This is a genomic window from Agromyces neolithicus, from assembly GCF_039529735.1.
Classification (GTDB): Bacteria; Actinomycetota; Actinomycetes; order Actinomycetales; family Microbacteriaceae; genus Agromyces; species Agromyces neolithicus.
On record NZ_BAAANJ010000006.1, the window covers coordinates 87444 to 112233 of the forward strand.

The following is a 24790-nucleotide window of genomic DNA, read 5'->3' on the forward strand; positions in this document are numbered from 1 at the left end:
CCGTGTCCAAGCGCATCGAAGTCAGAGACCTCAACGTCTACTACAGCAAGTTCCTCGCGGTCGAGGGCGTCAGCCTCGAGATCGAGCCGCGCAGCGTCACCGCGTTCATCGGCCCGTCGGGCTGCGGCAAGTCGACGTTCCTGCGCACGCTCAACCGCATGCACGAAGTCATCCCCGGCGCCCGCGTCGAGGGTGAGGTGCTCATCGACGGCAACAACCTCTACGACGCCGACGTCGACCCGGTGCTCGTGCGCCGCCAGGTCGGCATGGTGTTCCAGCGACCGAACCCGTTCCCCACGATGTCGATCAAGGAGAACGTGCTCGCGGGCGTGAAGCTCAACAACAGCCGCATCTCGAAGTCCGACGCCGACGACCTCGTCGAGAAGTCGCTGCGGGGCGCCAACCTCTGGAACGAGGTCAAGGACCGCCTCGACCGCCCGGGCTCGGGCCTTTCGGGCGGCCAGCAGCAGCGCCTCTGCATCGCCCGCGCGATCGCGGTCTCGCCCGAGGTCATCCTCATGGACGAGCCATGCTCGGCGCTCGACCCGATCTCGACCCTCGCGATCGAGGACCTCATCGAGGAGATGAAGCAGCAGTACACGATCGTGATCGTGACGCACAACATGCAGCAGGCCTCGCGCGTCAGCGACAAGACCGCGTTCTTCAACATCGCGGGCACCGGCAAGCCGGGCAACCTCATCGAGTACGACGACACCACGACGATTTTCTCGAACCCGTCGGTCAAGGCCACCGAGGACTACGTCTCGGGCCGATTCGGCTGACCGGGCTGCGGCCGGGTAGGGGCCGGCCGCACGCGACGGGCACCGAGGTGGGGGATCTCGGTGCCCGTTCTGCGTTTCGCGGCGTATGCAGGGCTGCGTCAGACGCGCGGACTCCGCAGGTATGCGTTGAACTCGCGGGTCGCGTCGGCGTCGAAGGGCACGGATGTCCCGTCGAGCGCCGTGACGCCGACGGCGAGCCGCACACTCGAGACGAGCCAGATCGCATCTGCCGGGCCGAGCTCGGCCGCGGGGATGTCACGGTACTCGGTGCGGCGGCCGGTGCGAGCGAGGTACCCGAAGAGGCTCAGCTGCGTGGTGCCGTGCAAGATGGCGCCGCTCGGGGCCGGCGTCGAGTACACGTCGCCGCTGCGCAGGATCACGCTCGATGTCGGTCCCTCCATGACGTACCCGTCTGAGGAGATGAAGATCGTGTCGTCTGCTCCGCGTCGCTTGGCCTCGCGCAGCGCAGCCATGTTCGTGGCATAGCTCAGCGTCTTCGCACCGAGCAGCAACCACGGCGCGTTCGCCGCCGCATCGCGCGCGTACCCGCGGTCGAGCGTGACGACGCGAATGCCATGCTCGCGCGGGCCGCTGAAGTCGGCAGCAGGCGAGGCGTGCAGCCACGCCGTCGGCGCAGGGCCGTGTTCGACGCCGCGACTCAGCACGAGCTTCAACCCGAACTGGCCGCTGCTCGGCAGCGCGGCGACGGCGCGCGCGATCGCCGCCTCCCACTGCGGCAGGTTCGGCTCGGGCAGCTCGCAGATGCGCGCGGAGTTGCGCAGCCGCTCGAGGTGGGCGCGCGCCTCCTGTGCGTGGCCGTCTGCGATCGCGAGCGTCTCGAAGATGCCGTCGCCGCGCTGGGTCGACAGTTCGCCGACGCGCAGGGCGGGCTCGGCGGCATCGACCTCACGGAACGTCGCCTCGAGATCGGTGTCGGTGTCGCCGGCGGGCAGCGGCTCGATGAGGAGGGTGACGGTGTCGGGCATGCTCCGATGTTACGGGCACCGCGGCATGAGTAAGGCCGGCCGCAGAACGCCTCTCGGCGCGAGGCCGCTCGCAGCGGCGAATATTGGAGCCCGGGGTTACTGCGGCCGGCCTCGACAAGTGTAAACGAGGTCGACCCCCTCGGCATTCCCGAGCGAGCCGAACGGCTGCAGATCGATCAGTCGAGCGCGTCGCGGCGCCAGAGTCGCGCACACGATGCGAATTCGTCGGCGAGCTGCGTGAGGCGAAGTGCGCGGGTGGTGAGCGCGGCCGAGCGTTCGGGATGCGTCGCGTCCGAGGCATCGGCGTCGTCTGCCAGGCTCGCCAACCCGGCCGCCGACACCCGCGCGAACGCGGCCGCCCGATCGAGTGCGACGGCGAAATCGCCCGTGAACAGCCCGTGCAGGATGCGGTCGGCGAGCTCGACGACCTCGTCGGGGCCGGCGGGGATCGCCGCGCCGGCGACGACCTGGTCGATCGTGTGCGACACCTCGGTGCCGCGTTGGAACGCGAGCGCCTGCCCTTGGGGATCTTGGCGGATGAGCGCCCGCAACAGGTAGACGCGCCAGAGCGCGCCCGGCAGGCTCTTCGCCGACGCGTGCGACCAGAGCTCGGCGATCGCGTCGATGCCGTGTTCGTCGGTGTACGCCACCAGCCGCGCGACGACCTCGGGATCGGGGTCTTCGCGCACCCGGGCCAGCAACGCGGTCGCGGTGTCGTGCGCGACGCGGCTGATGTGCGCCGGATCTTCTGCGCCCAGATAGCCCTCGAACATGCCGGGCGGGAAGCGAGTGGGACGGTGGAAATCTGAAGCCATCGCGCGCCACCTTACTCCGCCGGGCTGTATGCAAGCCGACGGATTCTGGTGCCGACCACCGACATCCGATCGGGCACGTCGACACCGGCGAACAGTGCCCCCAGAGAGGCTCGAACTCTCGACCCACGGATTAACTACCTGCACTGGGTTTCCCCAGCCACCGCTCGCGCGGCTTGCAGGTCTGGACTATCTCACCACCTTCGGCCGGGCCGGTCAGGTGCGCCGCGTATAGTCTCTGAGGTTCCCTCTCGGTTACCTGCTGATTGCCCAATCCCTCGGATTGTCACTGCCTTGCGGCGAGTACCTCGGGCTCTCAGGGTGTTCCAGCATACAGCGGCGTTCATTCGACGCATTTCTGCGCCGACGCTCCTATTTTCTGTTGAAGTCCGTTGCTCTAACCAACTGAGCTATGGGGGCATCGACCACCCTACCAGCGGCGCTCCACGAGCGCTGGCACGAGGGCGGCCGCAGGGCCCGCTCACCGCGCCACGAGCCCGTGTTCGTATGCCCAGATCACCACGTGCACGCGATCGGGCAGGTCGAGCTTCGCGAGGATCGCCTTGATGTGCGTCTTCACGGTGTTGCCGGTCAGGTAGAGGCGCCCGGCGATCTCGTCGTTCGAGGCGCCGGTCACGAGCAAGGCGAGCACCTCGCGCTCACGCGTGGTGAACGGCGCGAGCAGCGCCTCGACATCGACGGGCTGGGGTGCCTCCGCGACGAAGTCGACGAGGCTCGCCGTCGCGCGCGGCGCGAGGGTCGCGTCGCCCGCGTGCACGGCGCGGATCGCCGTGGCGAGTTCCTCCGCAGAGGCATCCTTCGTCAGGAATCCGCTCGCCCCGGCCCTGATGGCTGCGAACACGTATTCGTCGAGGTCGAAGGTGGTCAGCACGAGCACCCGGGTGGCAGGATGCTCCGCCCGCACCCGCCTCGTCGTCTCGATGCCGTCGAGCCGGGGCATCCGCACATCCATGACGACGACGTCGGCGCGGCGCGCCCGCAACCGCTCGAGAAGTTCGACGCCGTCGGCGGCCTGCGCGACCAGCTCGAGGTCGGGTGGCCCCTCGAGCATGACCTCCACGGCCGAGCGCATGAGCTCCTGGTCGTCGGCGAGTGCGACGCGGATGCGCGCGCCGCTCATTGCGCCTCCTCGGGTGCACCCGCACGGGTGAGCGGCAGTCGTGCGACGACGCGCCAACCCGTGGCATCGGTTCTCGGGCCGGCGTCGAAACCGCCGCCCGCCTGTTCGACCCGTTCGCGCATGCCGCGCAGTCCCCGTCCGGGGACGCGGTCGACGCTGTCGGGTGCCGCGCGTCCGTCGTCGTCGACGGTGACGGTGAGCGCATCGCCCCAGTCGAGCCGCACCCGCGAATGCGTCGGCGGCGGGGCGTGCCTGATCGTGTTGGTAAGCGACTCCTGCACCACCCGGTAGACGGTGAGGCCGACGCCCGGCCGCACCTCGGCGGGCGAGCCCGCGACGATCAGCTCGGCGGTGCGCCCGGGGGCCTGCGACCGCTCGACGAGCGTAGGCACGCCGTCGAGGCCGGGACTCGGCTCGAGCGGCGCGGCGATACCGGCGCCGTCGGCAGGAGCATCCGGCGACGCCGCCGGCCCGTCGGGCGAGGACTCGTCACCGACATGGGGCACCGCGGCGAGCGCCCCGAGCAGCCCTCGCATGTCGGCCATCGCGGCGCGCCCGGTCGCGACGACATGCTCGATGGCGCCGCGAGCGCGGTCGTCGTCGCGCCCGACGAGCAGCCGCGACGCCTCGGCTTGCGCGACCATCACGGCGAGCGAGTGCGCGATGACGTCGTGCAGCTCGCGGCCGATCCGGCGGCGCTCCTCGGCGACGGTGCGCAGCTCGCCCTGCAGCCGCAGCTCGGCGGCCTGCGCGATCGCGAGCTGTTGCGCCGCTCGCTTGCGGAGCGTCTCGCGCCGGTACCGGCCGAGCGCCCAGGCTGCGCCGATGCCGCCCGCCAGCGAACCGAACAACGCGAGCACCGCCCCGGGGCTCGCGACCATCGCCGCGTCGCTTCCCCGACCCGAGAGAAACACCGTCGCTGTGGTGAGGCCGGCGCCGACGAGCCCGAAGACGAGCGCGGCGACCCCGGCGAGCCGGTCGTCGCTCGCCGCGGCCGCATAGACGAAGGCGAGGTAGACGAGCGAACTCGCCTGCAGCACAGCCAGACCGGGCATGCCCGGGAGGCTCGCGACCGCGAGTCCCAGCATGATGACGGACGCGGCGACGATCGCCGTGCGCGGCCACTGCCGCCGAACGGCGACGGCGAGGTGCAGCAGGCCGTAAAGCGAGAGGACGATGACCGACCATGCGACCCCGCCCGAGCCCGCCTCGTCGAACACCTCGACGACGGTGAACGGCAGCAGTGCGGCCGCCGCCACGGCGGCCCACGCCCAGTCGGCGAGGGTCGGGCCCGCCGATGCCGGCGCGGTCGTGGCAGCTGTCATCGGCCCCACGCTACCGGCCGTGCCGTGCCAGTCGGGTCACCCGCACGGGTGAGGCGAGGACGTGCGCCGTGCGGGGAGGCTGACCGGTGCGGGCCGAACCCGGTCCCGCCGAGCGGTCGCCGAACGGCGGCCTCGCCCGAGCGAATGAAGAGGAGCATCACGATGACGTCCGTCCGTCGACAGGCCACCGGTTCCATGGCGTCGCCCCCGGAACCGCGCACGCGATCGCCGCGCGCGGTCGCCGTGCTCGCCCTGCTCGCCTCCGCGGCGATCGCGGCGTTCGGGCTCACCTGGTGGCTCGTGCCCGAGTCGAACCCGTTCGCGACCGCGACGTCGCAGAGCCCCGCGAGCGCCCTGCTCGGCCCCGCGCAGTTCGCGGCGACCGTCGTCGCGACCGGCGCGGTCGGCCTCGTCGTCGCCGTGGCTGCAGCGGCCCCCGGAGCGCTCGCCCGGCGGGCCCCGCTCATCGCCGGCGCGGCCGCGTTCTGCGCCCTCGCTGTGACGTTGGTGCTCGGCGACGCCGGCACGATCACCTTCGCCGGCTACCTGTTCGGCTTCGCCGCAGTCGTCGCCGGCATCGTGACGACCGCCGTGCTCGTCGTGCGGGCGCCCCGACTCGGCGTGCCGCTGCTCGCACTGCTCGCAGCGCTCGTCGGCATCGCGGTCTGGTCGGCGGGACTCACCTGGACCGGGGTGACGACCTTCCTCACGAAGTTCGGTGCAGCGCTCGCCGCCAACGGCGTGCTCGTGCTCATCTCGGCCGTCTCTGTCGCCGCCGTGCTCTCGTGGACGGCGATGGCGATCCTCGCGGGCCGCACCACCCGCGAGGTGCGCCGTTTCGAGGGCTCGCTCGTGCGGCACCGACGCGCACTCACCGTGCTCGCTGCGCTCGGCCCGCTGCCGTACGCGGTCATGCGAGCGAGCTGGCTCACCCCCTGGCCGCTGTTCGCCCCCGCGAGCGACGAGCTCGACCCGGCCATGCTCACGACCGGTCTCATGCTCGGCGCCGGCGCAGTGGCAGCGATTCTCCTGACGCTCGGCCTGATCCTGCCGTGGGGCCGCGAGTTCCCGGCCTGGATGCCCCGCATCGGCGGCCGATCGGTACCGGCACGACTCGCCGTCGTGCCCGGGTTCGCCGCGGCGAGTGTGATCACGATCTCGGCGGTGCCGTTGTTCCTCGTGTCGCTCGACGCGGAGTCATTCGGCGAGATCATCGTGTTCGACCTCGTGCTGCCGATGTGGTTCTGGGGCCCGATGCTGGCACTCGCGGTCTGGGCGTACGCGGCCTGGCGGCGCGGCGACACCACCGGGGACGCGGCTCGCTGAGGGGGGCCGCCGCGAACATCTCCCCATCGAGTGGGCGCTCGTCGTCCGCATTCGGTCGTCTTCAGGACGACGAGTGCCCACTCGATTCGGCGTCCGATGGACGCGTCAGCCGATGAGGCGGCGGAACCCCGACATGAGCGCGACGCGCTCGGCCGACGACCGCGCGAGCGGGGTCACGTTGAGGGTGGTGACCCCGGCCTCGGCGAACGCCGCCACGCGCTCGGCGACGTACGAGGCCGGACCGATGAGCGAGATCGCCCGCACGAGCTCGTCGGGCACCGCGGCGATCGCCTCGTCGCGGCGGCCAGAGAGGTAGAGATCCTGGATAACGGCGGCCTCGGCTTCGAAGCCGTAGCTCGCGATGAGGTCGTTGTAGAAGTTCTTGCCGCGGGCGCCCATGCCGCCGATGTAGAGCGCGAGGTTGGGCTTGACCGACGCGAGCGCGCCCGCCGCGAGCTCGGGCTTCTCGGTGATGGCGAGCGCGGGGCTCGCGAAGACGTCGAGCGGCCCCAGCTCGGGTGCCCGTTTCGCCGCGCCGGCCGCGAGGGCTTCGCCCCAGACCCCCGCGGCGCGCTCAGGGTGGAAGAACATCGGCATCCAGCCCTCGGCGATCTCGGCGGTCTGCTCGACCGATTTCTGGCCGAGCGCGGCGATCGTGATGGGGATGCGCTCGCGCACGGGGTGGTTGATGAGCTTCAGCGGCTTGCCGAGTCCGGTACCCTCGCCCGCGGGCAGCGGGATGTGGTATTTCGAGCCGTGGTGCACCACCGGCTCGCGCCGCCACGTCATGCGGCAGATCTCGATGATCTCGCGCGTGCGGCCGAGCGGCGCGTCGTAGCGCACGCCGTGGAAGCCCTCGATGACCTGCGGCCCGGATGCCCCGATGCCGAGCTCGAACCGCCCGTCGGAGACGTAGTCGAGTCCCGCCGCCGTCATCGCCGTGAGCGTCGGCGTGCGGGTGTAGAGCTGCAGGATGCCCGACGCCAGGGTGATCTTCGACGTGCGCGCAGCGAGGAAACCGAGCTGGCTGACCGCGTCGAACGAGTACGCCTCGGGCACCGCGATGCGGTCGACGCCCGCCTGTTCGAGTTCGGCGACCTCGTCGGCCGCCTCGCGGAATCCGCCCGCGTAGTTCAGGAACATGCCGACGCGCATCGTCACTCCTCGTCGTGTGATGGGGTGCCCCGGCAGATCGGCCGCGAGCACTCAGACCCTATCCGAGCAGGTCGCGGCCGGGACATCCGTTTGTGGGCCGTCGACTACGTCGGGATGACGACGATCGGTTCGGTGGTGGGTTGCGGCGAACCGCCCGCGGGTTCGACGGTGACGCCGACGGCGACGCCCGGGATGAACTCCCCCTCGAGCACGCGCCGCGTCTCGTCGCCCGAGACGTCGAACGTGCCGGCCGATGCCGCACCCGAGTCGTCGAGGTACCAGAGCTCGTAGGTCTGGTCGGCGGCGAGCTCGGGCAGGCCCGAGACGACCACGCCCGAGCGTCCCCGCTCGGCCGATGAGACGAGCGTGATCTCGCCGCCGCCCGCGACCTCGTGCGTCTGCGACCGCGCATCGGGTGCCGCGGCGATCGCCGCCATCTCGAGCTGCGCGCCCCAGCCGTTGGGGCCGGGCCATCCGACGCCGATGACGACGCCCGCGATCAGGATGATCGCCGCGGCGGCCGCTCCGAGGATCGCACCCGGGCGTTCGAACCAGCGGCGGCGGGCGTGCGCCAGCGCGCGCGATGCCGGCTGCTGCTGGGGCAGCCCGTCGAGTTGCGCCACGAGCCGCTGCTTGAGGCCCGGCGGCGGCTCGACCGGTTCGGCGAGCGCGCCGAGCACCGCGGCCGACTCGGCATAGGAGTCGGCCTCGGCGCGCAGTTGGGGCGACGCGGCGGCCGCGGCCTCGAACGCGGCGCGCTCCTCGGCGTCGAGCGCGTCGAGCGCATGCGCCGCGGCGAGTTCGTGCATCGCCTCGAGCGCGGCGACATCGCGCGCGACTCGTTCGTCGTCGTGCTCGCGGTCGTGCTCGCGGTCGTGGTCTCGCGGCTCGGTCATGTCGTCACCGCCGGTCATGTCGTCACCCCCAGCGCGGATCTCAGCCGGATCATGCCGTCGCGCAGTCGAGTCTTCACCGTACCCAGGGGACCTTCGAGACGCTCCGAGATCTCGCGCTGCGTGAGTCCTTCGTAATAGGCGAGCGTCACGCACTCGCGCTGCAGCTGGGTGAGGTCGGCGAGCGCCTCGTGGACGCGCTCGTGCTCGACCCGCACCTCGACCGTCTCGGCAACAGTGTCGACGGGGACGTCGAGATCGCGGGCGCCGATGCGCAGGTCACGGTCGTGGGCGGCCTGAGCCGCGCGGATGCGGTCGACCGCGCGCCGGTGAGCGAGCGTGAACATCCAGGAGAGCGCGCTGCCGCGGCCCGCATCGAACCGAGGTGCGGTCTGCCAGATCTCGAGATACACGTCTTGCGTCACCTCTTCAGCCTGCGCCGGATCGACCACGAGCCGCCGCACAAGCCCGAAGACCCGCGCAGCGGTGACGTCGTAGAGCGCGGCGAACGCCTCCCGGTCACCGATTCCGACCCGAGCGAGCAGTTCGTCGGGAGTCGGCGCCGGTGCGGGTGCGGGTGTCCCGCCGCCGTCGACCACGACTCCAAGCATGTCAGAGTCGAGGGCGAGGGTGAGCACGGGGTCCTGCTTTCTCGGGTCGATGAGTGATTCGACGCCGACGCCCCGTTCGATTGGTCGGGTGCCCCGATTCGAACGGGTCGCGCGGCGCATTCAGCACTCTCGAAGTCGGATGCCGCAGGCTGGGGGTTTCCCGCTGGTCGATCGAACGGAGCCGCACATGGGCTGGAGCCTCGCGCTCGACATCGTGCTCGTGCTCGTCTTCATCGGCGCGATCGTCAACGGCTGGCGGTCGGGCCTGCTGCGCACCGCCGCGGGCCTCATCGGACTCATCGCCGGTGCGATCGCCTCGTATTTCGTGATGCCGTGGGTCGCCTCGCTCGTGCCCTGGCCCGACTGGCGGGCGCCCACCGCGATCGCCTCGGCACTCGTGCTGCTCGGGCTCGGCGCCTGGCTCGGCGCGATCATCGGCCGTGCGCTGCGCACCGGCGCCCACGCGGTGAAGCTCGGCACGCTCGACCGCGTGCTCGGCTCGATCGGCAACCTGCTCGTCACCGCGTTCGTCGTCACCCTCGTCGCTTCGGGCGTCTCGGCGATGGGCGTGCCCGTGCTCTCGCCCGCGGTCGCGGGCTCGCGCGTGCTGCAGACCCTCGACACGGTCACCCCGGCGCCCACCCGGTCGCTGCTCGCACAGCTGCGCACGGCCGCGCTCGGCGAGGCCATCCCGTGGCTCGTCGACGTGCTCGACGCCCCGAATGTCGCGGGTGAGCCGCCGACCGGCCCGGTCGACACGGCAGCCCTCGCCGAGGCCTCGCAGTCGGTGGTGCGCATCACCGGAAACGCCTTCGAGTGCGGCAGCAACCTGTCGGGCAGCGGCTTCGTCGTGGCATCCGATCGTGTGGTCACCAACGCGCACGTCGTCGCCGGCGTCACCGAACCCATCGTCGAGGCGCCCGGCCAGCCGGCCCTCCCGGGGCGGGTCGTGGCGTTCGACCCCGAGAACGACCTCGCCCTCATCGCCGTCGACGGGCTCGCGACACCGCCGCTCACCATCGACGAGCCTGCGATAGGCGACGACGTCGCGGTCGCCGGCTACCCGTTCGGCGGGCCGCTCGAGCTGCGTCCGGGGCGCGTCGCGGCGAGCGGACCGCTCACGATCGCGACCGACGGGTCGTCGTCGACCCGCGAGATCGTCACACTCTCGGCCGATGTCGACCACGGCAACTCGGGCGGGCCCGTACTGTCGCAGGACGGCGAGGTGGCCGGCGTCGTCTTCGCGCGCTCCGACACGTCTGACCTCGTCGGGTTCGCGATCCCGGTGTCGACGCTGACGCCGCTCGCCGACGCCGCGCCCGCACTCGACGCGGCGGTCGGCTCGGGGACGTGCGTGCGGTGACGCCGGAGCTCAGCCGGCGCTGAAGCCCGCGAAGCGGATGCCCCAGCTCAGTTCCCACTGCTCGCCCGGGCCGAGCCAGCGCAGCCCGCGCTCGGAGTTGAACGCCTCGGCAGGAGCGGTCATCGGCTCGATGGCGATCGCCACGTCGCCGTCTTCGCCGGGGAACGCGCGCGTCGTGTAGACCTGCACATAGCCGAACTCGTCGTCGGCCCAGATAGAGACGCTGCGCCCGTCGGGCGCTGTGAGCGTGTGCTCGACGAACCCCTCGTCGCCCGAGAGCTCGCCGAACGCGTCATCGAGCGAGACGTCGCCGACTCGGCGACCTTCGCGGAAGTCCCATTCGGTGCCGTCGACGGGCACCTCGCCGGTCGGGAGCAGCCGGTCGTCGACCTCGATGTGGCTCGCTGCGTCGAGGCGCAGGGTGAGATCTGCCGTGGGGACACCGCCGATCTTGAGGAACGGGTGCGTGCCGATCGCGACGGGGGCAGAGTCGGCGCCGAGGTTCTCGATGAAGTGCGTGACGCGCAGCCCGTCGGCGACGAGCTCGTAGTGCACGGCGGTGCCGAGCAGGAACGGGTAGCCGAGCTGCGGGTAGATGCGCGCCGACAGGGTGACCGAGTCGCGCTCGCGCGAGATGGCGGTGTATTCGGTGTATCGCAGCAGCCCGTGGATGGCGTTGTGGTACTTGGGCTCGGTGATCGCGAGCTGGTGGTCGACTCCGTCGTGGCTCCACCGGCCGTCGCGGATGCGGTTGGGCCACGGCACCAGCACGATGCCGGCGCCCGACGGCGGCGACTGGTCTTCGCCGTACGCCGGCACGAGGTCGATGCCGTTGATGCTGAGGGTGCGGATGCCGGCTGCGACGGCGGTGATGGTCGCTTGGATGTCCCCGCTCGCGGTCGACGTCTCGAGGACGAACTGCTCGCCCGTGGGTACGCTCATTCCTCCACTCTAGGGTCTCAGGCGCACGTCACTGCGAGCCCGGCGTCCTCGAGCTCGGCGACGATCGCCCTCGGCGCCGAGGCATCGGTCACGAGTGCATCGAAGGCGTCGACCGGGGCGACCCGGCCGAGGTGCACCTCCCCGATCTTCGTGCCGTCGGCGACGACGACGGCCCTCGCCGCACGCGCCAGCATGAGCGACTTCACGGCGGCCTCAGGAAGGTTCGCGTTGGTCACTCCGTGCGCGAGGTCGACGCCGTTGCAGCCGATGACCGCGAGGTCGACGTGCACGTCGCGCAGCATCGACGCGGCGAGCGGGTCGACGAGCGAGTGCTGGCGCGGGCGCAGGGTTCCGCCCGTGACGACGACCTGGAAGCGCGGGATCTCGGGCTCGAGTTCGAGCGCGATCGAGAGGCCGTTCGTGAAGATCACGACGTCGGCGAGGTCGTCGCGACGCCGCAGCGCCCGGGCGACCTGCAGCGTCGTCGTGCCGACATCGAGGATCAGGCTCTGCCCGCTTTTCACGAGCGAGGCGACGTGCTCGCCGATGCGCCGCTTCGGCTCGACCGACGCCTCGAGGGCCTCCTCGAAGCTCGGCTCCCGCTCGGGCCGGTCGGCACCGATGACGGATGTCGCGGGCACCGCGCCGCCGTGGACCCGGCGGATGGCGCCCTGGCGTTCGAGTGCGTCGAGGTCGGCCCGCGCCGTGACGGTGGTCACGCCGAACGCGCGGCTGAGCTCGGCGACCCGCACGAACCCGCGTTCGGCGACGAGCGCGAGGGCGAGCTCGCGGCGACGCGGTGCGTCGTGCTGCGGGGTCGTCGGCCCGGCGTCGGTCATACGGCCATGATCTCCTCTGCGCGCCAGCTTTGCAATACGAAACTCGCTTGTTTGCAAAACGAAAGTCGCGTATCGTGTGCGACGTGAACGACACGACCGAGGCCGTTGCCGCGGCATCCGCGCTCGAAATCGACCCGCGCATCGCGGTGCACCCGACGATGCTCGCCGACGGCCGCGAGCTCATCTACTTCGACGACGCCGACACGGCGCTCACGGGCGAGCGCGCGGTCGACTCCCGCACGCTCGACCCGCGTCCGGCGACCGCAGAGATGCGGCAGGACCTGTTGACCGGCGAGTGGGTCTCGATCGCGGCGGCACGACAGAACCGCGTCGTGCTGCCGCCCGCGAACCTCGACCCGCTGGCGCCGCAGTCGCCCGGCAACCCCTCCGAGATCCCGGGAGACTACGACGTCGCGGTCTTCGAGAACCGATCGCCGTCATTCGGGCCGTCACTGGCTGAACCGGGCGCGCCGAGCGCACTCGCGTCGCTGCGCGAGGTCGGGCTCGAGCGCACCCATACCTCGGTGGGGCGCTGCGAAGTCGTGTGCTTCAGCCCCGAGCACGAGGGCTCGTTCGGCACGCAGACCGTCTCGCGGGCGCGCACCGTCATCGAGGCGTGGGCGCAGCGCACCGCGGCGCTGTCGGCGCTGCCCGGCGTCGAACAGGTGTTCCCGTTCGAGAATCGCGGCCGTGAGATCGGCGTGACCCTGGGCCACCCGCACGGCCAGATCTACGCCTACCCCTACGTGACGCCGCGCACCGAGCGGCTGCTCGCCTCGATCGACGCCTACGGCCCCGGCCTCTTCGCCGACCTCGTCGAGCGCGAGCGCAGCGGCCCGCGGGTGCTGCTCACGGGCGAGCACTGGACGGCGTTCGTGCCGTTCGCGGCGCGGTGGCCGATCGAGGTGCACCTGCTCCCCCACCGGCATGTGCCCGACCTGGCGGCCACGACGCTCGTCGAACGTGACGAGCTCGCGTCGCTCTACCTGAGGCTGCTGCGCGGCATCGACCTGCTCTACGCCACCCCCACGCCGTACATCGCGGCCTGGCACCAGGCGCCGGTGCGCGAGCGGCGCGACGACGTGCGGCTCATGCTGGCGCTGACGAGCCCGCGCCGGGCCGCAGACAAGTTGAAGTTCCTCGCCGGCTCGGAGGCCGCGATGGGAGCATGGATCGGGGACGTCACCCCTGAGGCGCAGGCCGAGGCGCTTCGCACGGCGATCGGGAGGGTAACGGTATGAGCGAGGACGCGGTTGCCGGAGTGGCTCACGGGTTCGCCGAGTGGTTCGGGCGCCGGCCCACGGGAGTCTGGTCTGCGCCCGGGCGGGTCAACCTCATCGGCGAGCACACCGACTACAACGACGGGTTCGTGTTCCCCTTCGCGATCGACCGTCGCACGGTCGTGGCGCTCGGCGATCGTGACGACCGGGTGCTGCGCGTCGCGACGAGCCACGACCCCGAGGCCGTCTCCATCCATATCGACGAACTGTCGCCCGACGCCGTCGAGGGCTGGGCGGCCTACCCGCTCGGCGTGGCCTGGGCGCTCAGTGAGTTCGGCGCCGACCTCGCACACGCGCGCGGGGTCGACCTCTACGTCGACTCCGACGTGCCGATCGGTGCGGGGCTTTCGTCGTCGGCGGCGATCGAGTGCGCGGTGGCGCTGGCACTCGACGAGCATTGGGGTCTCGGCTTCGACCGCCCGACGCTCGCGAAGATCGGCCGCCTGGCCGAGAACCGCGCTGTCGGCGCCCCCACCGGCATCATGGACCAGACCGCGTCGCTGCTGGGCGAACCCGACTCCGCCGTGTTCCTCGACTGCCGCAGCCTCGACGCCGACGTGATCCCCCTCGGGCTCGAGGCCGACGGCCTGTCGCTGCTGGTCATCGACACCCGGGTCTCGCACGCGCACGCCACCGGCGGGTATGCGGCGCGCCGAGCCTCGTGCGAGGCGGGTGCCCGCATGCTCGGAGTCGAATCGCTGCGCGAGGTGCGCGTCGACGACCTGGACCGTGCTCGCGAGTTGCTCGACGGCGAGACGTTCCGCCGGGTGCGGCACATCGTCACCGAGAACCAGCGCGTGCTCGACACCGTGCGTACGCTGCGCGAACACGGGTCGGATGCGATCGGCCCCTTCCTCGACGCGTCGCACGTATCGATGCGCGACGACTTCGAGATCTCCGTGCCCGAACTCGACCTCGCGGTCGACACCGCGCAGGGCACTGGCGCGATCGGTGCCCGCATGACCGGCGGTGGCTTCGGCGGCGCGGCGATCGCGCTCATGATCGACGCCCTGGTTCCCGTGGTGACGCGCGAAGTGATCGCCGCGTTCGCCGAACAGGGCTTCCGCGAGCCGGTTATCTTCACCGTGCGGCCGAGCGCGGGAGCGCGTCGCGACATGTGACCACGGCAGACGCTACGACTCGCACCGGCATGCGCAACTCGGCGCGCAACCGGCGTGCTCCCAGCACACGGGAAGGCAGGTGCAGTCGTCGTCGAGCCGCGCCGGCGCCTGCCGCCGCGCCGCCTCGAGGCGAGTTGCCAGCAGGTCGCGCTCGATCTGTGCAATCTCACCTCGCGTGGGCTGATCGTCGCCCGGACCGAGGCCGAGCTCGCCGCGACGCCGATCGCGCTGCACCCGGTGGTGATACCAGGCCTTCGGCGTCGGGCGCTGCCGGTACCCGTCGACGAGGGCGGCCCGCGGAGGGTCGAACGGCGGTCGAACGTCGAGATGCGCTGGCAACCTACGCCCTGCGTGGTCACGCACCGCGTCGGACGATACCGGCTCTGCTTCGACGTCGTCCGCGTCCACCACGACGATTCGCATGCCGGCGAGCGAGAGCATCTTCTCGAACGTCATGACATCGACAGACCGCGATCCCGATTCGACACGAGCGACCTGTGACTGGGAAAGCCCGACGACATCTGCGAGTTCCCGCTGACTCAGGTCGCAGCTGCGGCGAACGCGCAACACCAACCCGGCGACATCGATATTCGTCATGCACCGCCCTCCTCACCGCAGCCCGCCGCGTTCAGTATCACGTCACCCACCGACACGCATCGGCTGGGTGCGAGACGTCGGCCGAGACTCCGACACTGATGCCAGGTGGCATCAGTGTCGGAGTCACCGGAGAGCGGGTCGCGCCCGTGGCTGCGTTCGGCCAGCAGGGAGTTGAACGAGTCGGTCTCCCTCGAGGGTTGACGAGGCGCGGGGCGTCACGGCGCCGGGGCGAACTCCTCGGCGAGGATGGCGTAGGTGAAGCCGTCGATCCAGCCGAGCTCGGCGTGCCACGAGTCGCGTACGCCGTGCTGCTCGCGGCGCATGCCCGCCTTCTCCATGACGCGCCACGAGGGCACGTTTTCGGCGAAGCACTCAGCCACGACGCGGCGCAGGCCGAGGTCGGTGAACGCGATCTCGAGCAGGGCGCTGGTGATCGCGGTCGCGTAGCCGCGTCCCGCGTGCGCGGGATCGATGAGGTAGCCGAGCAGGCCCTCGGCCCCCCGCCAGGCATCGCCGTCGAACTGGCCGATGCCGTCGCGCACGTCGAGTGATCCCGTACCGACGACGACGCCGTCGAGCACGGCCACCGCGGTGTGCTGGTCGGGGTCGTCGACGCTGTCGAGCCACGCGGCGCGGAACCTCTCGGGGTCGACCGTCGTACGCAGCAGCCACCGGGTCACGGCGGGGTGGTTTCGCCACACGAGCACCTGGTCGAGGTCGTCGTTCGTCGGCGGACGGAGCTCGAGCGAGCCGGCGGTGCGCGGCCACGCGACGCGGTCCGACGTCACGCGGATGCCTCGAGCGACGGCTCGACCGCGCGCGGCACGCCCCCCGTGATGCGAACGAGTTCGTCGAACGAAGTGGGGAAGACGGTCTTCGCGTGGCCCGCGGCGGCCCAGACCACGGGGTACCGCGCGAGCTCGGTGTCGACGATCGTGCGCACGGGGGATGGATGGCCGACGGGAGCCACGCCGCCGATGACCTGGCCGGTCGCGTGCTTCACCGTCTCCTTCGAGGCCCGGCCGATGATGCCGCCGAGCTCTGCGCCGAGCCACTCGGTGTCGACGCGGTGAGCCCCCGACGTGAGCACCAGGATGGGCTCGTCATCGAGGGTGAACACGAGCGAGTTGGCGATCTGGCCGACCTCGATGCCGAGTGCCGCTGCCGCGAGTGGGGCAGTGGTCACAGCGTCGTCGAACCAGAGGATCTCGGGGTCGAGGCCGTGCCGGGCCAGGGCTTCGGCGACCCGGTCGACGGCGGGGTGCGAGGGATCGGTCATGCTCCGATCCTACGATCGGGCGCCTGGCTCGAGTGCCGACGGCATCCCGCCGCGAGCGCCCTCCACCGACCCGCAACCCGCGTCGGCTAAGGTGCGGTCGTGACCGCAGCCGCACCGCATGACCGCCTCGCCCGACGGCTCGGACTCGGCGACGCCGTGGCGATCGGGCTTGCTGCGATGATCGGAGCCGGCGTCTTCGCCGTCTGGGCGCCGGCCGCACAGGCTGCCGGGGCGGGGCTCATCGTCGGCCTCGCGATCGCCGCGTTCGTCGCGCTCGCGAATGCCGCCTCGACCGCGCAGCTCGCGGTGCGCTACCCCGAGTCGGGCGGCGCCTACCGCTACGGACGCGAACAACTCGGCGAGTGGCATGGGTTCCTCGCGGGCTGGGGGTTCGTGGTCGGCAAGACCGCGAGTTGCGCGGCCATGGCCCTCACGGCGGCCGCCTACCTCGTGCCGGACGCGTGGCAGCGGCCGGTCGCCGTTGCCGGGGTCGTCGTGCTCGTCGGCGTGAACCTGTTGGGCGTGACCCGCACGGCGCGGGTCGGCGCAGCGCTCGTCGCCGTAGTGCTCGCGGTGCTCGTCGTAGTCATCGTCGCGGGCTTCGTCGCTGGGAACTCCAGTCAGGGTGCCGACGCCGGATTCAGCACGATCGACGGGGAGTCAGTGATGCCGCCGATCGCGCCGGGAGTGACCGGTACTGCGTACGGCATCCTGCAGTCGGCCGCGCTCTTGTTCTTCGCCTTTGCGGGCTACGCACGCATCGCGACGCTCGGCGAAGAGGTCCGCGAGCCCTCGCGCACGATCCCCCGGGCGATCGGCATCGCGTTCGCGGTCGTCATCACGGTGTACGTCGCCGTCGGTTCAGCCGCCCTCGTCGCCCTCGGCCCACGAGTGCTCGCCGCCTCGGGCGCACCGCTCGTCGACGTCGTCGCGGCAGCCGGGTGGGGCTGGGCCGAGCCCGTCGTTCGGGTCGCCGCCGGTGTCGCCGCGCTCGGGTCGCTGCTCGTGCTCATCGCCGGCATCGCCCGAACCGAACTCGCCATGGCGCGCGATCGTGAATTGCCGGCGCGGCTCGCCGCGGTGCATCCGCGAACCGCCTCGCCGTACGTCGCCGAACTCGTGACGGGCGCCGCTATCATCGTGCTCGTGCTCGCCGTCGACCTTCGCGAGGCGATCGGATTCAGCTCGTTCGGGGTGCTCTGCTACTACCTGATCGCCAACCTGTCGGCGATCACGCAGCCACCTGCCGAGCGTCGAGTGCCGCGCGCACTGTCGGCGGCAGGCGCGATCGGATGCGTCGTGCTCGTCGCCACCCTGCCGCCCGTGTCGATCGGCATCGGGCTCGCGGTGTTCGCGGCTGGGGCACTCGGCCGCCTCATCGTCGGAGGCATTCGCCGCCGACGCCGGCGCTAGGCTGGCCGCATGCCAGCAGACCCCTCCGCCCGCATCCTCACCCTGGCGGGCATCGACGCCCCCGTGCTCGCCGACTCCGCTTTCGTCGCCGCCGGCGCCGTCATCGTGGGCAACGTGCGCCTCGAGGCCAACTCGAGCGTCTGGTACAACGCGGTGTTGCGCGCCGAGGCCGAGCCCATCGTGCTGGGCGAGGGGTCGAACCTGCAGGACACCGTGGTCTGCCACGTCGACGCGGGCTACCCGCTCACCGTCGGACGCAACGTCTCGGTCGGGCACGGCGCGGTGCTGCACGGATGCACCGTGGAAGACGATTCGCTCGTCGGCATGGGCGCGCGAGTGCTGAACGGCGCCGTGATCGGCGCGGGTTCGCTCGTCGCCGCCGGCGCCGTCGTGCTCGAGGGCACCGTGGTGCCGCCCGGCTCGCTCGTCGCGGGCGTGCCGGCGAAAGTGCGCCGCGAGCTCACCGAAGCCGAGCGCGACGGCATCCGGCACAATGCCGCCGCCTACCTGCGGCATGTCGAAGAGCACACCGCCCCGGTCGACTGAGCCGACCGGCACGCTCAGTCCGCGAGGCCCTTCGACGCGTCGACGAGCTCGCTTGCGCGCACCTGACGGGCCCCGAGTTGCGGCGTCATAGGCTCGCGAGCAGCCGGCGCACCTTGTGCACGCGGCGCACGAGCCACCGGGACGGCACCGCGAACACGACCGACACGGATCCCGCGAACGAGCGGTCGAACTCACCGAGCATGCGCTTGCGCTCGAACGCACGCCGCAGCAGGCCGCCGGTGAGGTTGTAGCGGCGCTCGCGCAGGGCCAACGGCGCCTCGGCACGACGCTCGAGCAGCTCATCGACACGGGCGGCCCAGTCGTCGTGCTCGCGGCCGTGGAAGTAGTTGTCGTCGAGCCATTCGGCGCTCGGGCGTCGCGCATCCCACCTGGCGATCGCCTCGGCGCCGCCGAACAGTCCGCTGCCCTCGAACACCGTGTTGATGAGCTTCGGCGAGACGCCGAACTCGTCGACGACCACGGCGGGCACACCTGTGGCGATCGCCTCGAGCACCGCGGTCGAGCTCACGGTGACGAGCGCCGCGGCGCGCTCGAGGTGCCCCGCCATCGGGCCGTCCTCGACGACGAGGTTGGGCGGCAGGCTGCCGCCCAGCTCGTTGCGGACCTCGGGATCGTCGAGCAGCTCGCCGAAGTCGTAGGCCTCGTCGTGGGTCTGCGCCTCGCCGCGACGAGCGCGCACCTTCACGACGACCCGCCGCGACGGACGTCGGCGTGCGGCGTCGACCAGCCAGCCGAGCAGGCGCACGCGGTCTTCACGCGCCGCCGGCACCTTGGCCTGCGCGGCGAAGACGAGGTCGGTGCGCCCGGGCGCCGGCGCTACGTCGATGCCTGGGCCCGGGACATCCGCTCGCCCGTCGTCGGAAAGGAACGGCAACGTCGCGAGCCCGAACCCGACCGGGACGCCGAGCTGCCGCGCGTTCGCCCGGAACTCGCGCACCTCGCGCCGGCTCTGCAGCACGATGAGGTCGACCTGCTCGCGGTAGATGATCGCCTTCGGCTCGGCGGGAATGGTCAGGCCGGGGAATCCGCTCACGAGCACCGGCCGGTCGGCGGCGCGGCCGATGATCGGCGACACCACCCGCACGAGCGGGCCGCGCATCGCGAGCAGCATGACGTCGGGGCGGCGCACCGCGAGGTGCCGCTCGAGCTCGTGCAGCTCGAGGAAGGTCACGTCGGACACGTCGAATGCCGATCCGGCCAGCGCCGCGCGCAGCTGCCGGTCGCTCGGGGCCACGGGCGTCGACAGGATGACGAGTTCGGCCCGCCAGCCTTCCGGGATGCGTGACGCGAACGCCGCGCCCCATTTGACGTACGAATCGGAGTCCGCGAGGACGAGGAGCCTCGGCCTCACAGGGCGGGCACCCCTCACAGGGCGGGCACCCGCCGCAGCTTCGCGCGCGGCGCCTCTTCGCCCGGGTACACGCGCTTGACGCCGTCACCCATGGCGTCGCCGATGACGCGGATGTCGCGCACGAGGTGCTCGAACCCGGCGGGCTCGAGCGAGGCCGCCTGGTCGGATCCCCACATGGCGCGATCGAGGGTGATGTGGCGCTCGACGGCGACCGCACCGAGGGTGACGGCGGCGAGCGAGATCTGCAGCCCGCGCTCGTGACCCGAGTAGCCGATCGGGACGCCGTGGTATCGGGCCTGCAGCGTCGGGATCATGCGCAGGTTCGCCTCTTCGGGCGGCATCGGGTAGCTCGAGGTGGCGTGCATGACGATGAGGTTCGCGGTGCCGAGCGTCTCGACGGCGCGGTCGATCTCGTCGAGCGTCGACATCCCGGTCGAGAGGATCACCGGCTTTCCGGTGCGGGCCATCGCCTCGAGCAGCTCGAGGTCGGTGAGCGACGCCGATGCGACCTTGTAGGCGACGACGTCGAGCGCTTCGAGGAACTCGACCGACGGGACATCCCATGGCGACGCGAACCAGTCGATGCCCGCACGCATCGCATGCGAGGCGATCTCGAGGTATTCGGCCTCGCCGAACTCGACGCGGTGCCGGTATTCGAGGTAGCTCATCGTGCCCCACGGCGTCTCGCGGGGCACGTCGCGCATGTGCTCGGGCGTTGCGATCTCGGGTGTGCGCTTCTGGAACTTGACGGCCTGCGCGCCCGCCTCGACGGCCACGTCGATGAGCCTCTTGGCAATCTCGACGTCGCCGTTGTGGTTGAGGCCGATCTCGCCGATGACGTAGACCGGGTGGCCCGGGCCGATCATCGATCGGCCGATGCGGACTGACGTCATGCGAGTGCTCCCTGCTTGTGGACGACCCCGTCGGCGTATGCCGATTCGGGAATGGCTCGTGCGCCGACGATGAGTTCGGCGAGCTCGCGCACCGCGCCGGTGCCGCCGCGGCGGTCGAGCACGAGGCGGGCGACGCTGCGCACCGATGCCACGGCGTCGGCCACCGCGACGGGCCAGCCGACGAGCGCGAGCGCGGGAAGGTCGCCCTCGTCGTTGCCGAGGTAGGCGATGCGATCGAGGCGGATGCCCCGTGCCGCGGCCCACTCGGCGAGCACGACGCCCTTCTCGGCGACGCCGTGACGCACCTCGACCTGCAGCTTCGCGGCGCGCGCGGCGACGACGGGGTTCGTCTCGGCCGAGAGGATCAGCACGGGAATTCCCGCCTCGCGCAGCCGGGCGACGCCGTGACCGTCGCTGCGGCTCACGCGCACGAGCTCACGGCCCTCGGCGTCGACCCACGCGGTGTCGTCGGTGTGCACCCCGTCGAAGTCGGTGACGACGGCATCGACGTCGATGCGGGGCTTCGGGCGGCGACGCGCACTGCCTTGGCTGTCGCGGCTGTCCTGCGCCGCCGAGACGTGGTGGCGCGCCGGCCGCGGCGGCACGACGACAGGCCCGGTACCGACGGGGTCGTCGTCGCCGAGACCGCCGCGCGCGATCACGCGCGCGAGCGCGAGGTCGGCGGGGTCGTCGATCTCGATCGCGTGCGCATCGGGCACGCGCAGCATGCCGATGCGGCCGAAGAACCGATGGCCGGCTTCGCGGAACCCGTCGGTGCGCATCACGTAGAACGCGCCGGTCTCGCGGAACTCGGGCTCGCGCTCCTGCCGGCGCGGGCGAACGGATGACTCGTGGTTGACGCCCTCGGCGCCCTTGGCGACGTCGACCGATTCGCGCCAGAGGAACGTGTGGCTCGGCACGACCGAGAAGACCACGTCGTCGTCACCTTCAACGACCCGCCGCACGGCCTCGTCGAGGTCGGCGGAGTCGACGAACGGTGACGTCGCCTGTAGGAACACCGTGACGCCGGGAAGGTTGCCGGCGCCGACGGCGATCTCGTCGAGCGCGTGCAGCAGCGCCGACTCCGAGCTCGCGGTGTCGCCCGCGAGCTCGACCGGACGGCGGATCACGCCGGCGCCCTCGGCGTGCGCCGCATCGGCGATACGGTCGTCGTCGGTCGACACGAACACGGCGTCGATGCGGCTCGCGCCGATCGCCGCGCGGATCGTACGGGTGATCAGCGGCACGCCCGCCACGGGCGCGAGGTTCTTGCCCGGAAGCCCCTTCGAGCCTCCACGGGCGGGCACGATCGCGACGACCCCCGCCGCGGGGGGAATGGCGCGTCCGATGGGTCGCCCTTCAGGGAGCATGCCGCGAAGCTACGCGCGCCGACTTGCCGCCCGGTGAGCAACGGGTGAACGCCGGGCGACCGGGAGGAGGACGGCCGGGCGGGCGCGCCGATGCCGCGCCCCCGCCGCGCCCTTTGGCGCCGCCCGGGGCTACCCGTCGAGCCTGAGCTCGGCCGCCTTCACCACGTTCGCGAGCAGCATGGCCCGCGTCATCGGACCCACGCCGCCGGGGTTCGGCGAGAGGTGCCCCGCGACCGATGCGACGGCGGGGTCGACATCGCCCGTGAGCCGGCCCTTGCCGGTCTCCTCGTCTTGCACGCGCGTGATGCCCACGTCGAGCACGGCTGCACCGCGCTTGATCCACTCGGGCTTCACGAGGTGCGGCACGCCCACGGCGGCGACGACGATATCGGCTCGGCGCACCTCGGCGGCGAGGTCGACGGTGCGCGAGTGCGTAAGTGTCACGGTCGCGTCGAGCCCCTTGCGGGTGAAGAGCAGCCCGAGGGGGCGCCCCACGGTGAGCCCCCGACCGATGACCGTGACGTGCCTGCCCCTGATGGGCACGTCGTAGCGGCGCAGCATCTCGACGATTCCGGCCGGGGTGCACGGCAGCGGCGAGTGCAGTTCGCCCTCGATGCCGAGCACGAGCCGACCGAGGTTCGTGGGGTGCAGTCCGTCGGCGTCTTTGTCGGGGTCGATGAGCTCGAGCATCGCGTTCTCGTCGTGTCCGGCGGGCAGTGGCAACTGCACGATGTACCCGGTCACCTCGGAGGCGGCATTGAGGTCGCGGATCGCGGAACGCACGTCGGCGGTGGTCGCCGAGGCGGGCAGGTCGACGCGGATGGACTCGATACCCACCTCGGCGCAGTCGCGGTGCTTGCCCGCCACGTACGACTTCGAGCCCGGGTCGTCGCCGACGAGCAGCGTGCCGAGCCCGGGCACGACCCCGTGTGCGCGCAGCAGCGCGATGCGCGAGGCGAGCTCGTGCTTCACGGCCGCCGCGGTGGCGACGCCGTCGAGGGTGATGGCGGTCATGTCGTCTCCTGCCGTGCCTGTCGCAATGCAGGAAGAATCGGATGACTCGCCGGGCTCACGTTGCCGCGCCCCGGCGTGTCGGGCCGTTCTTCCTGCATTGCGTCATGTGGTGATGCTCCAATGCGGGTGGGATGACCCGCCGACCGGGTTACTGCGCCAGGCCCGGGTAGAGCGGGAACCGCGCCGTGAGGGCCTCGACCCGGGCGCGCAGCGCCGGGACATCCGCTTCGCCCTTCAGGGTGAGCGCGATGATGTCGGCGACCTCGGTGAACTCGGCGTCGCCGAACCCGCGGGTGGCGAGCGCGGGCGTGCCGATGCGCAGGCCAGACGTGACCATCGGGGGGCGGGGGTCGAACGGCACCGCATTGCGGTTCACCGTGATGAGCGCCTCGTGCAGCAGGTCTTCGGCCTGCTGGCCGTCGATCGCGGAATTGCGGAGGTCGGCGAGCACGAGGTGCACGTCGGTGCCGCCCGTGAGCACGTCGACGCCGGCGGCACGCGAGTCGTCGGCCGTGAGGCGCTCGGCGAGGATCTTCGCGCCGCGCACGGTGCGCTCCTGGCGGTCCTTGAACTCGGCCGAGGCCGCGATCTTGAACGCCGTGGCCTTGGCCGCGATCACGTGCATGAGCGGTCCGCCCTGCTGGCCGGGGAACACGTTCGAGTTGAGTTTCTTCGCGAGCTCCATGTCGCGCGCGACGATGAAGCCCGAGCGCGGGCCGCCGATCGTCTTGTGCACGGTCGAGCTCACGACGTCGGCGTGGGGCACGGGGTTCGGGTGCAGGCCGGCCGCCACGAGGCCGGCGAAGTGCGCCATGTCGACCCAGAGCTTGGCCCCGACCTCGTCGGCGATCTCACGGAACGCGGCGAAGTCGAGCTGGCGGGGGTACGCCGACCAGCCGGCGATGATGACCTGCGGCTTGTGCTCGAGCGCCTTGTCGCGCACGACGTTCATGTCGACCACGAAGCTCTCGGGGTCGACGCCGTACGAGACGGCGTTGTACAGCTTGCCCGAGAAGTTGAGCTTCATGCCGTGGGTGAGGTGGCCGCCGTGCGCGAGTTCGAGGCCGAGGATGGTGTCGCCGGGGGTGGCGATGGCGCTCAGCACGGCCGCGTTGGCGGTGGCGCCCGAATGGGGCTGCACGTTCGCGTACTCGGCGCCGAAGAGCGACTTCGCGCGCTCGATGGCGAGCGACTCGGCCACGTCGACGTACTCGCAGCCGCCGTAGTAGCGGCGGCCCGGGTAGCCTTCGGCGTACTTGTTCGTGAGCACCGAGCCCTGCGACTGCAGCACCGAGACGGGCACGAAGTTCTCGCTCGCGATCATCTCGAGGTAGTCGCGCTGGCGACCGAGCTCGAGCTCGAGCACCTCGGCGATCTCGGGATCGACCTCGGAGAGGGGGGCGTTCAGTAGTGATTGGGACGTGGCGGACTCGGCCAAGACTGGCTCCTTATGACGGGTACGGACCAAACGAGGGTGCTGCCTCGTGCGACTCGCGCCACGAGGCATCCGTACCGGCCCAGGCGAGCGGTCGGTGCGTGCCGGTCGCTCCCCGATGGGAATCCATCTCAACGCCAGTCGCGACGCACGCAAGCATAGCAACGGATGTCCCGTGCGGGCGGCTTCTCGTGCCGCCGCGGCTCGGCCGGGCTGCCGGAAGGGACTGTCGGAACGACGCCGGGCCGTGGCAGGATGGCTCGCAACCTGTGAGTTAGGAATCCTTCCCTATCGC

At 71.5% G+C, this 24790-nt stretch carries 24 protein-coding genes and 1 riboswitch; of the genes, 7 read left to right on the top strand and 17 right to left on the bottom strand.

The genetic code is table 11. The annotated features are described in order from the left end of the window. Positions 1-2: 2 nt before the first annotated feature. A complete protein-coding gene (pstB, locus tag ABD164_RS09265; protein ID WP_344295595.1) occupies positions 3-782 on the top strand; it encodes a phosphate ABC transporter ATP-binding protein PstB in 780 nt (259 codons plus the stop codon). Positions 783-880: 98 nt separating this feature from the next. Here the strand turns inward: pstB and ABD164_RS09270 are convergent, their stop codons facing one another. From ABD164_RS09270 to ABD164_RS09285, 4 genes are all read right to left on the bottom strand, one after another. Next, positions 881-1768: an aminodeoxychorismate lyase gene (locus ABD164_RS09270; protein WP_344295597.1), complete on the bottom strand. Its 888-nt coding sequence runs from the start codon at positions 1766-1768 to the stop codon at positions 881-883. 176 nt (positions 1769-1944) lie between these two features. Further along, positions 1945-2583: a DNA-directed RNA polymerase subunit beta gene (locus ABD164_RS09275; RefSeq protein WP_344295598.1), complete on the bottom strand. Its 639-nt coding sequence runs from the start codon at positions 2581-2583 to the stop codon at positions 1945-1947. A gap of 478 nt (positions 2584-3061) precedes the next feature. Further along, positions 3062-3721 carry a response regulator transcription factor gene (locus tag ABD164_RS09280; RefSeq protein WP_344295600.1) on the bottom strand — a complete coding sequence of 220 codons (660 nt, stop codon included), beginning with the start codon at positions 3719-3721 and terminating at the stop codon, positions 3062-3064. Then, positions 3718-5046, bottom strand: a complete 1329-nt coding sequence (locus ABD164_RS09285) for a sensor histidine kinase (RefSeq protein WP_344295601.1) — start codon at positions 5044-5046, stop codon at positions 3718-3720. The genes ABD164_RS09280 and ABD164_RS09285 overlap by 4 nt, the downstream gene beginning before the upstream one ends. A gap of 162 nt (positions 5047-5208) precedes the next feature. Between ABD164_RS09285 and ABD164_RS09290 the strand changes: the two genes are divergently transcribed. Next, positions 5209-6372, top strand: coding sequence for a hypothetical protein (locus ABD164_RS09290; protein ID WP_344295602.1), 1164 nt, complete (start codon positions 5209-5211; stop codon positions 6370-6372). 105 nt (positions 6373-6477) lie between these two features. Here ABD164_RS09290 and ABD164_RS09295 read toward each other — a convergent pair whose 3' ends face one another. The 3 genes from ABD164_RS09295 to sigK all read right to left on the bottom strand — a co-directional run bounded on the left by ABD164_RS09295 (position 6478) and on the right by sigK (position 9031). Beyond that, positions 6478-7527: an LLM class F420-dependent oxidoreductase gene (locus tag ABD164_RS09295; RefSeq protein WP_344295603.1), complete on the bottom strand. Its 1050-nt coding sequence runs from the start codon at positions 7525-7527 to the stop codon at positions 6478-6480. Between the two features lie 104 nt (positions 7528-7631). Then, a complete protein-coding gene (locus tag ABD164_RS09300; RefSeq protein ID WP_344295604.1) occupies positions 7632-8441 on the bottom strand; it encodes an anti-sigma factor in 810 nt (269 codons plus the stop codon). Next, positions 8438-9031: an ECF RNA polymerase sigma factor SigK gene (gene sigK / locus ABD164_RS09305; protein WP_344295870.1), complete on the bottom strand. Its 594-nt coding sequence runs from the start codon at positions 9029-9031 to the stop codon at positions 8438-8440. Before sigK ends, ABD164_RS09300 begins: the two co-directional genes overlap by 4 nt. A 187-nt stretch (positions 9032-9218) precedes the next feature. Here sigK and ABD164_RS09310 point away from each other — a divergent pair, with 187 nt between their 5' ends. Next, positions 9219-10394 carry a MarP family serine protease gene (locus tag ABD164_RS09310; protein ID WP_344295606.1) on the top strand — a complete coding sequence of 392 codons (1176 nt, stop codon included), beginning with the start codon at positions 9219-9221 and terminating at the stop codon, positions 10392-10394. Between the two features lie 9 nt (positions 10395-10403). On the opposite strand, the gene ABD164_RS09315 is transcribed toward ABD164_RS09310, so the two are convergent. After that, positions 10404-11336, bottom strand: coding sequence for an aldose 1-epimerase family protein (locus tag ABD164_RS09315; RefSeq protein ID WP_344295608.1), 933 nt, complete (start codon positions 11334-11336; stop codon positions 10404-10406). 17 nt (positions 11337-11353) lie between these two features. Continuing rightward, positions 11354-12175, bottom strand: coding sequence for a DeoR/GlpR family DNA-binding transcription regulator (locus ABD164_RS09320; protein WP_344295609.1), 822 nt, complete (start codon positions 12173-12175; stop codon positions 11354-11356). A 158-nt stretch (positions 12176-12333) separates the two neighbouring features. Between ABD164_RS09320 and galT the strand changes: the two genes are divergently transcribed. Then, entirely contained in the window at positions 12334-13416 is a 1083-nt protein-coding gene (galT, locus tag ABD164_RS09325; RefSeq protein WP_344295871.1) for a galactose-1-phosphate uridylyltransferase, read from the top strand. After that, entirely contained in the window at positions 13413-14576 is a 1164-nt protein-coding gene (gene galK / locus ABD164_RS09330) for a galactokinase (protein ID WP_344295611.1), read from the top strand. The genes galT and galK overlap by 4 nt, the downstream gene beginning before the upstream one ends. A 12-nt stretch (positions 14577-14588) precedes the next feature. Here galK and ABD164_RS09335 read toward each other — a convergent pair whose 3' ends face one another. From ABD164_RS09335 to ABD164_RS09345, 3 genes are all read right to left on the bottom strand, one after another. Beyond that, complete coding sequence (locus ABD164_RS09335; RefSeq protein WP_344295612.1) at positions 14589-15173, bottom strand: helix-turn-helix domain-containing protein; 585 nt, start codon at positions 15171-15173, stop codon at positions 14589-14591. A gap of 215 nt (positions 15174-15388) precedes the next feature. Beyond that, positions 15389-15961, bottom strand: a complete 573-nt coding sequence (locus ABD164_RS09340) for a GNAT family N-acetyltransferase (RefSeq protein WP_344295613.1) — start codon at positions 15959-15961, stop codon at positions 15389-15391. After that, on the bottom strand, positions 15958-16452 hold the full coding sequence (locus ABD164_RS09345; protein ID WP_344295615.1) for a YbaK/EbsC family protein: 495 nt from the start codon (positions 16450-16452) through the stop codon (positions 15958-15960). The genes ABD164_RS09340 and ABD164_RS09345 overlap by 4 nt, the downstream gene beginning before the upstream one ends. A gap of 99 nt (positions 16453-16551) precedes the next feature. Here ABD164_RS09345 and ABD164_RS09350 point away from each other — a divergent pair, with 99 nt between their 5' ends. Together ABD164_RS09350 and ABD164_RS09355 are read left to right on the top strand one after the other, a co-directional pair. Beyond that, entirely contained in the window at positions 16552-17865 is a 1314-nt protein-coding gene (locus tag ABD164_RS09350) for an APC family permease (protein WP_344295616.1), read from the top strand. Positions 17866-17874: 9 nt separating this feature from the next. Next, a complete protein-coding gene (locus tag ABD164_RS09355) occupies positions 17875-18411 on the top strand; it encodes a gamma carbonic anhydrase family protein (RefSeq protein ID WP_344295618.1) in 537 nt (178 codons plus the stop codon). Positions 18412-18496: 85 nt separating this feature from the next. Here ABD164_RS09355 and ABD164_RS09360 read toward each other — a convergent pair whose 3' ends face one another. The 5 genes from ABD164_RS09360 to glyA all read right to left on the bottom strand — a co-directional run bounded on the left by ABD164_RS09360 (position 18497) and on the right by glyA (position 24498). After that, the gene (locus ABD164_RS09360; RefSeq protein ID WP_344295619.1) at positions 18497-19783 is read right to left on the bottom strand and encodes a DUF6716 putative glycosyltransferase; all 1287 of its coding nucleotides are present in this window, start codon (positions 19781-19783) and stop codon (positions 18497-18499) included. 14 nt (positions 19784-19797) lie between these two features. Next, on the bottom strand, positions 19798-20676 hold the full coding sequence (locus tag ABD164_RS09365) for an N-acetylneuraminate synthase family protein (RefSeq protein ID WP_344295620.1): 879 nt from the start codon (positions 20674-20676) through the stop codon (positions 19798-19800). Further along, positions 20673-22046, bottom strand: a complete 1374-nt coding sequence (locus ABD164_RS09370) for a cytidylyltransferase domain-containing protein (protein ID WP_344295622.1) — start codon at positions 22044-22046, stop codon at positions 20673-20675. Before ABD164_RS09370 ends, ABD164_RS09365 begins: the two co-directional genes overlap by 4 nt. Before the next feature lie 129 nt (positions 22047-22175). Then, entirely contained in the window at positions 22176-23060 is an 885-nt protein-coding gene (locus tag ABD164_RS09375) for a bifunctional methylenetetrahydrofolate dehydrogenase/methenyltetrahydrofolate cyclohydrolase (protein ID WP_344295623.1), read from the bottom strand. A gap of 148 nt (positions 23061-23208) precedes the next feature. Next, on the bottom strand, positions 23209-24498 hold the full coding sequence (gene glyA / locus ABD164_RS09380) for a serine hydroxymethyltransferase (protein ID WP_344295625.1): 1290 nt from the start codon (positions 24496-24498) through the stop codon (positions 23209-23211). 70 nt (positions 24499-24568) lie between these two features. After that, positions 24569-24650, bottom strand: a riboswitch (ZMP/ZTP riboswitch). Positions 24651-24790: the final 140 nt, after the last annotated feature.

Excerpts from the sequence above, each read along its gene's own strand:
- ABD164_RS09270 (WP_344295597.1), bottom strand. The coding sequence starts at position 1,768 with ATGCCCGACACCGTCACCCTCCTCATCGAGCCGCTGCCCGCCGGCGAC.
- ABD164_RS09275 (WP_344295598.1), bottom strand. The coding sequence starts at position 2,583 with ATGGCTTCAGATTTCCACCGTCCCACTCGCTTCCCGCCCGGCATGTTC.
- ABD164_RS09280 (WP_344295600.1), bottom strand. The coding sequence starts at position 3,721 with ATGAGCGGCGCGCGCATCCGCGTCGCACTCGCCGACGACCAGGAGCTC.
- ABD164_RS09285 (WP_344295601.1), bottom strand. The coding sequence starts at position 5,046 with ATGACAGCTGCCACGACCGCGCCGGCATCGGCGGGCCCGACCCTCGCC.
- ABD164_RS09290 (WP_344295602.1), top strand. The coding sequence starts at position 5,209 with ATGACGTCCGTCCGTCGACAGGCCACCGGTTCCATGGCGTCGCCCCCG.
- ABD164_RS09295 (WP_344295603.1), bottom strand. The coding sequence starts at position 7,527 with ATGCGCGTCGGCATGTTCCTGAACTACGCGGGCGGATTCCGCGAGGCG.
- ABD164_RS09300 (WP_344295604.1), bottom strand. The coding sequence starts at position 8,441 with ATGACCGGCGGTGACGACATGACCGAGCCGCGAGACCACGACCGCGAG.
- sigK (WP_344295870.1), bottom strand. The coding sequence starts at position 9,031 with ATGCTTGGAGTCGTGGTCGACGGCGGCGGGACACCCGCACCCGCACCG.
- ABD164_RS09310 (WP_344295606.1), top strand. The coding sequence starts at position 9,219 with ATGGGCTGGAGCCTCGCGCTCGACATCGTGCTCGTGCTCGTCTTCATC.
- ABD164_RS09315 (WP_344295608.1), bottom strand. The coding sequence starts at position 11,336 with ATGAGCGTACCCACGGGCGAGCAGTTCGTCCTCGAGACGTCGACCGCG.
- ABD164_RS09320 (WP_344295609.1), bottom strand. The coding sequence starts at position 12,175 with ATGACCGACGCCGGGCCGACGACCCCGCAGCACGACGCACCGCGTCGC.
- galT (WP_344295871.1), top strand. The coding sequence starts at position 12,334 with ATGCTCGCCGACGGCCGCGAGCTCATCTACTTCGACGACGCCGACACG.
- galK (WP_344295611.1), top strand. The coding sequence starts at position 13,413 with ATGAGCGAGGACGCGGTTGCCGGAGTGGCTCACGGGTTCGCCGAGTGG.
- ABD164_RS09335 (WP_344295612.1), bottom strand. The coding sequence starts at position 15,173 with ATGACGAATATCGATGTCGCCGGGTTGGTGTTGCGCGTTCGCCGCAGC.
- ABD164_RS09345 (WP_344295615.1), bottom strand. The coding sequence starts at position 16,452 with ATGACCGATCCCTCGCACCCCGCCGTCGACCGGGTCGCCGAAGCCCTG.
- ABD164_RS09355 (WP_344295618.1), top strand. The coding sequence starts at position 17,875 with ATGCCAGCAGACCCCTCCGCCCGCATCCTCACCCTGGCGGGCATCGAC.
- ABD164_RS09365 (WP_344295620.1), bottom strand. The coding sequence starts at position 20,676 with ATGACGTCAGTCCGCATCGGCCGATCGATGATCGGCCCGGGCCACCCG.
- ABD164_RS09370 (WP_344295622.1), bottom strand. The coding sequence starts at position 22,046 with ATGCTCCCTGAAGGGCGACCCATCGGACGCGCCATTCCCCCCGCGGCG.
- ABD164_RS09375 (WP_344295623.1), bottom strand. The coding sequence starts at position 23,060 with ATGACCGCCATCACCCTCGACGGCGTCGCCACCGCGGCGGCCGTGAAG.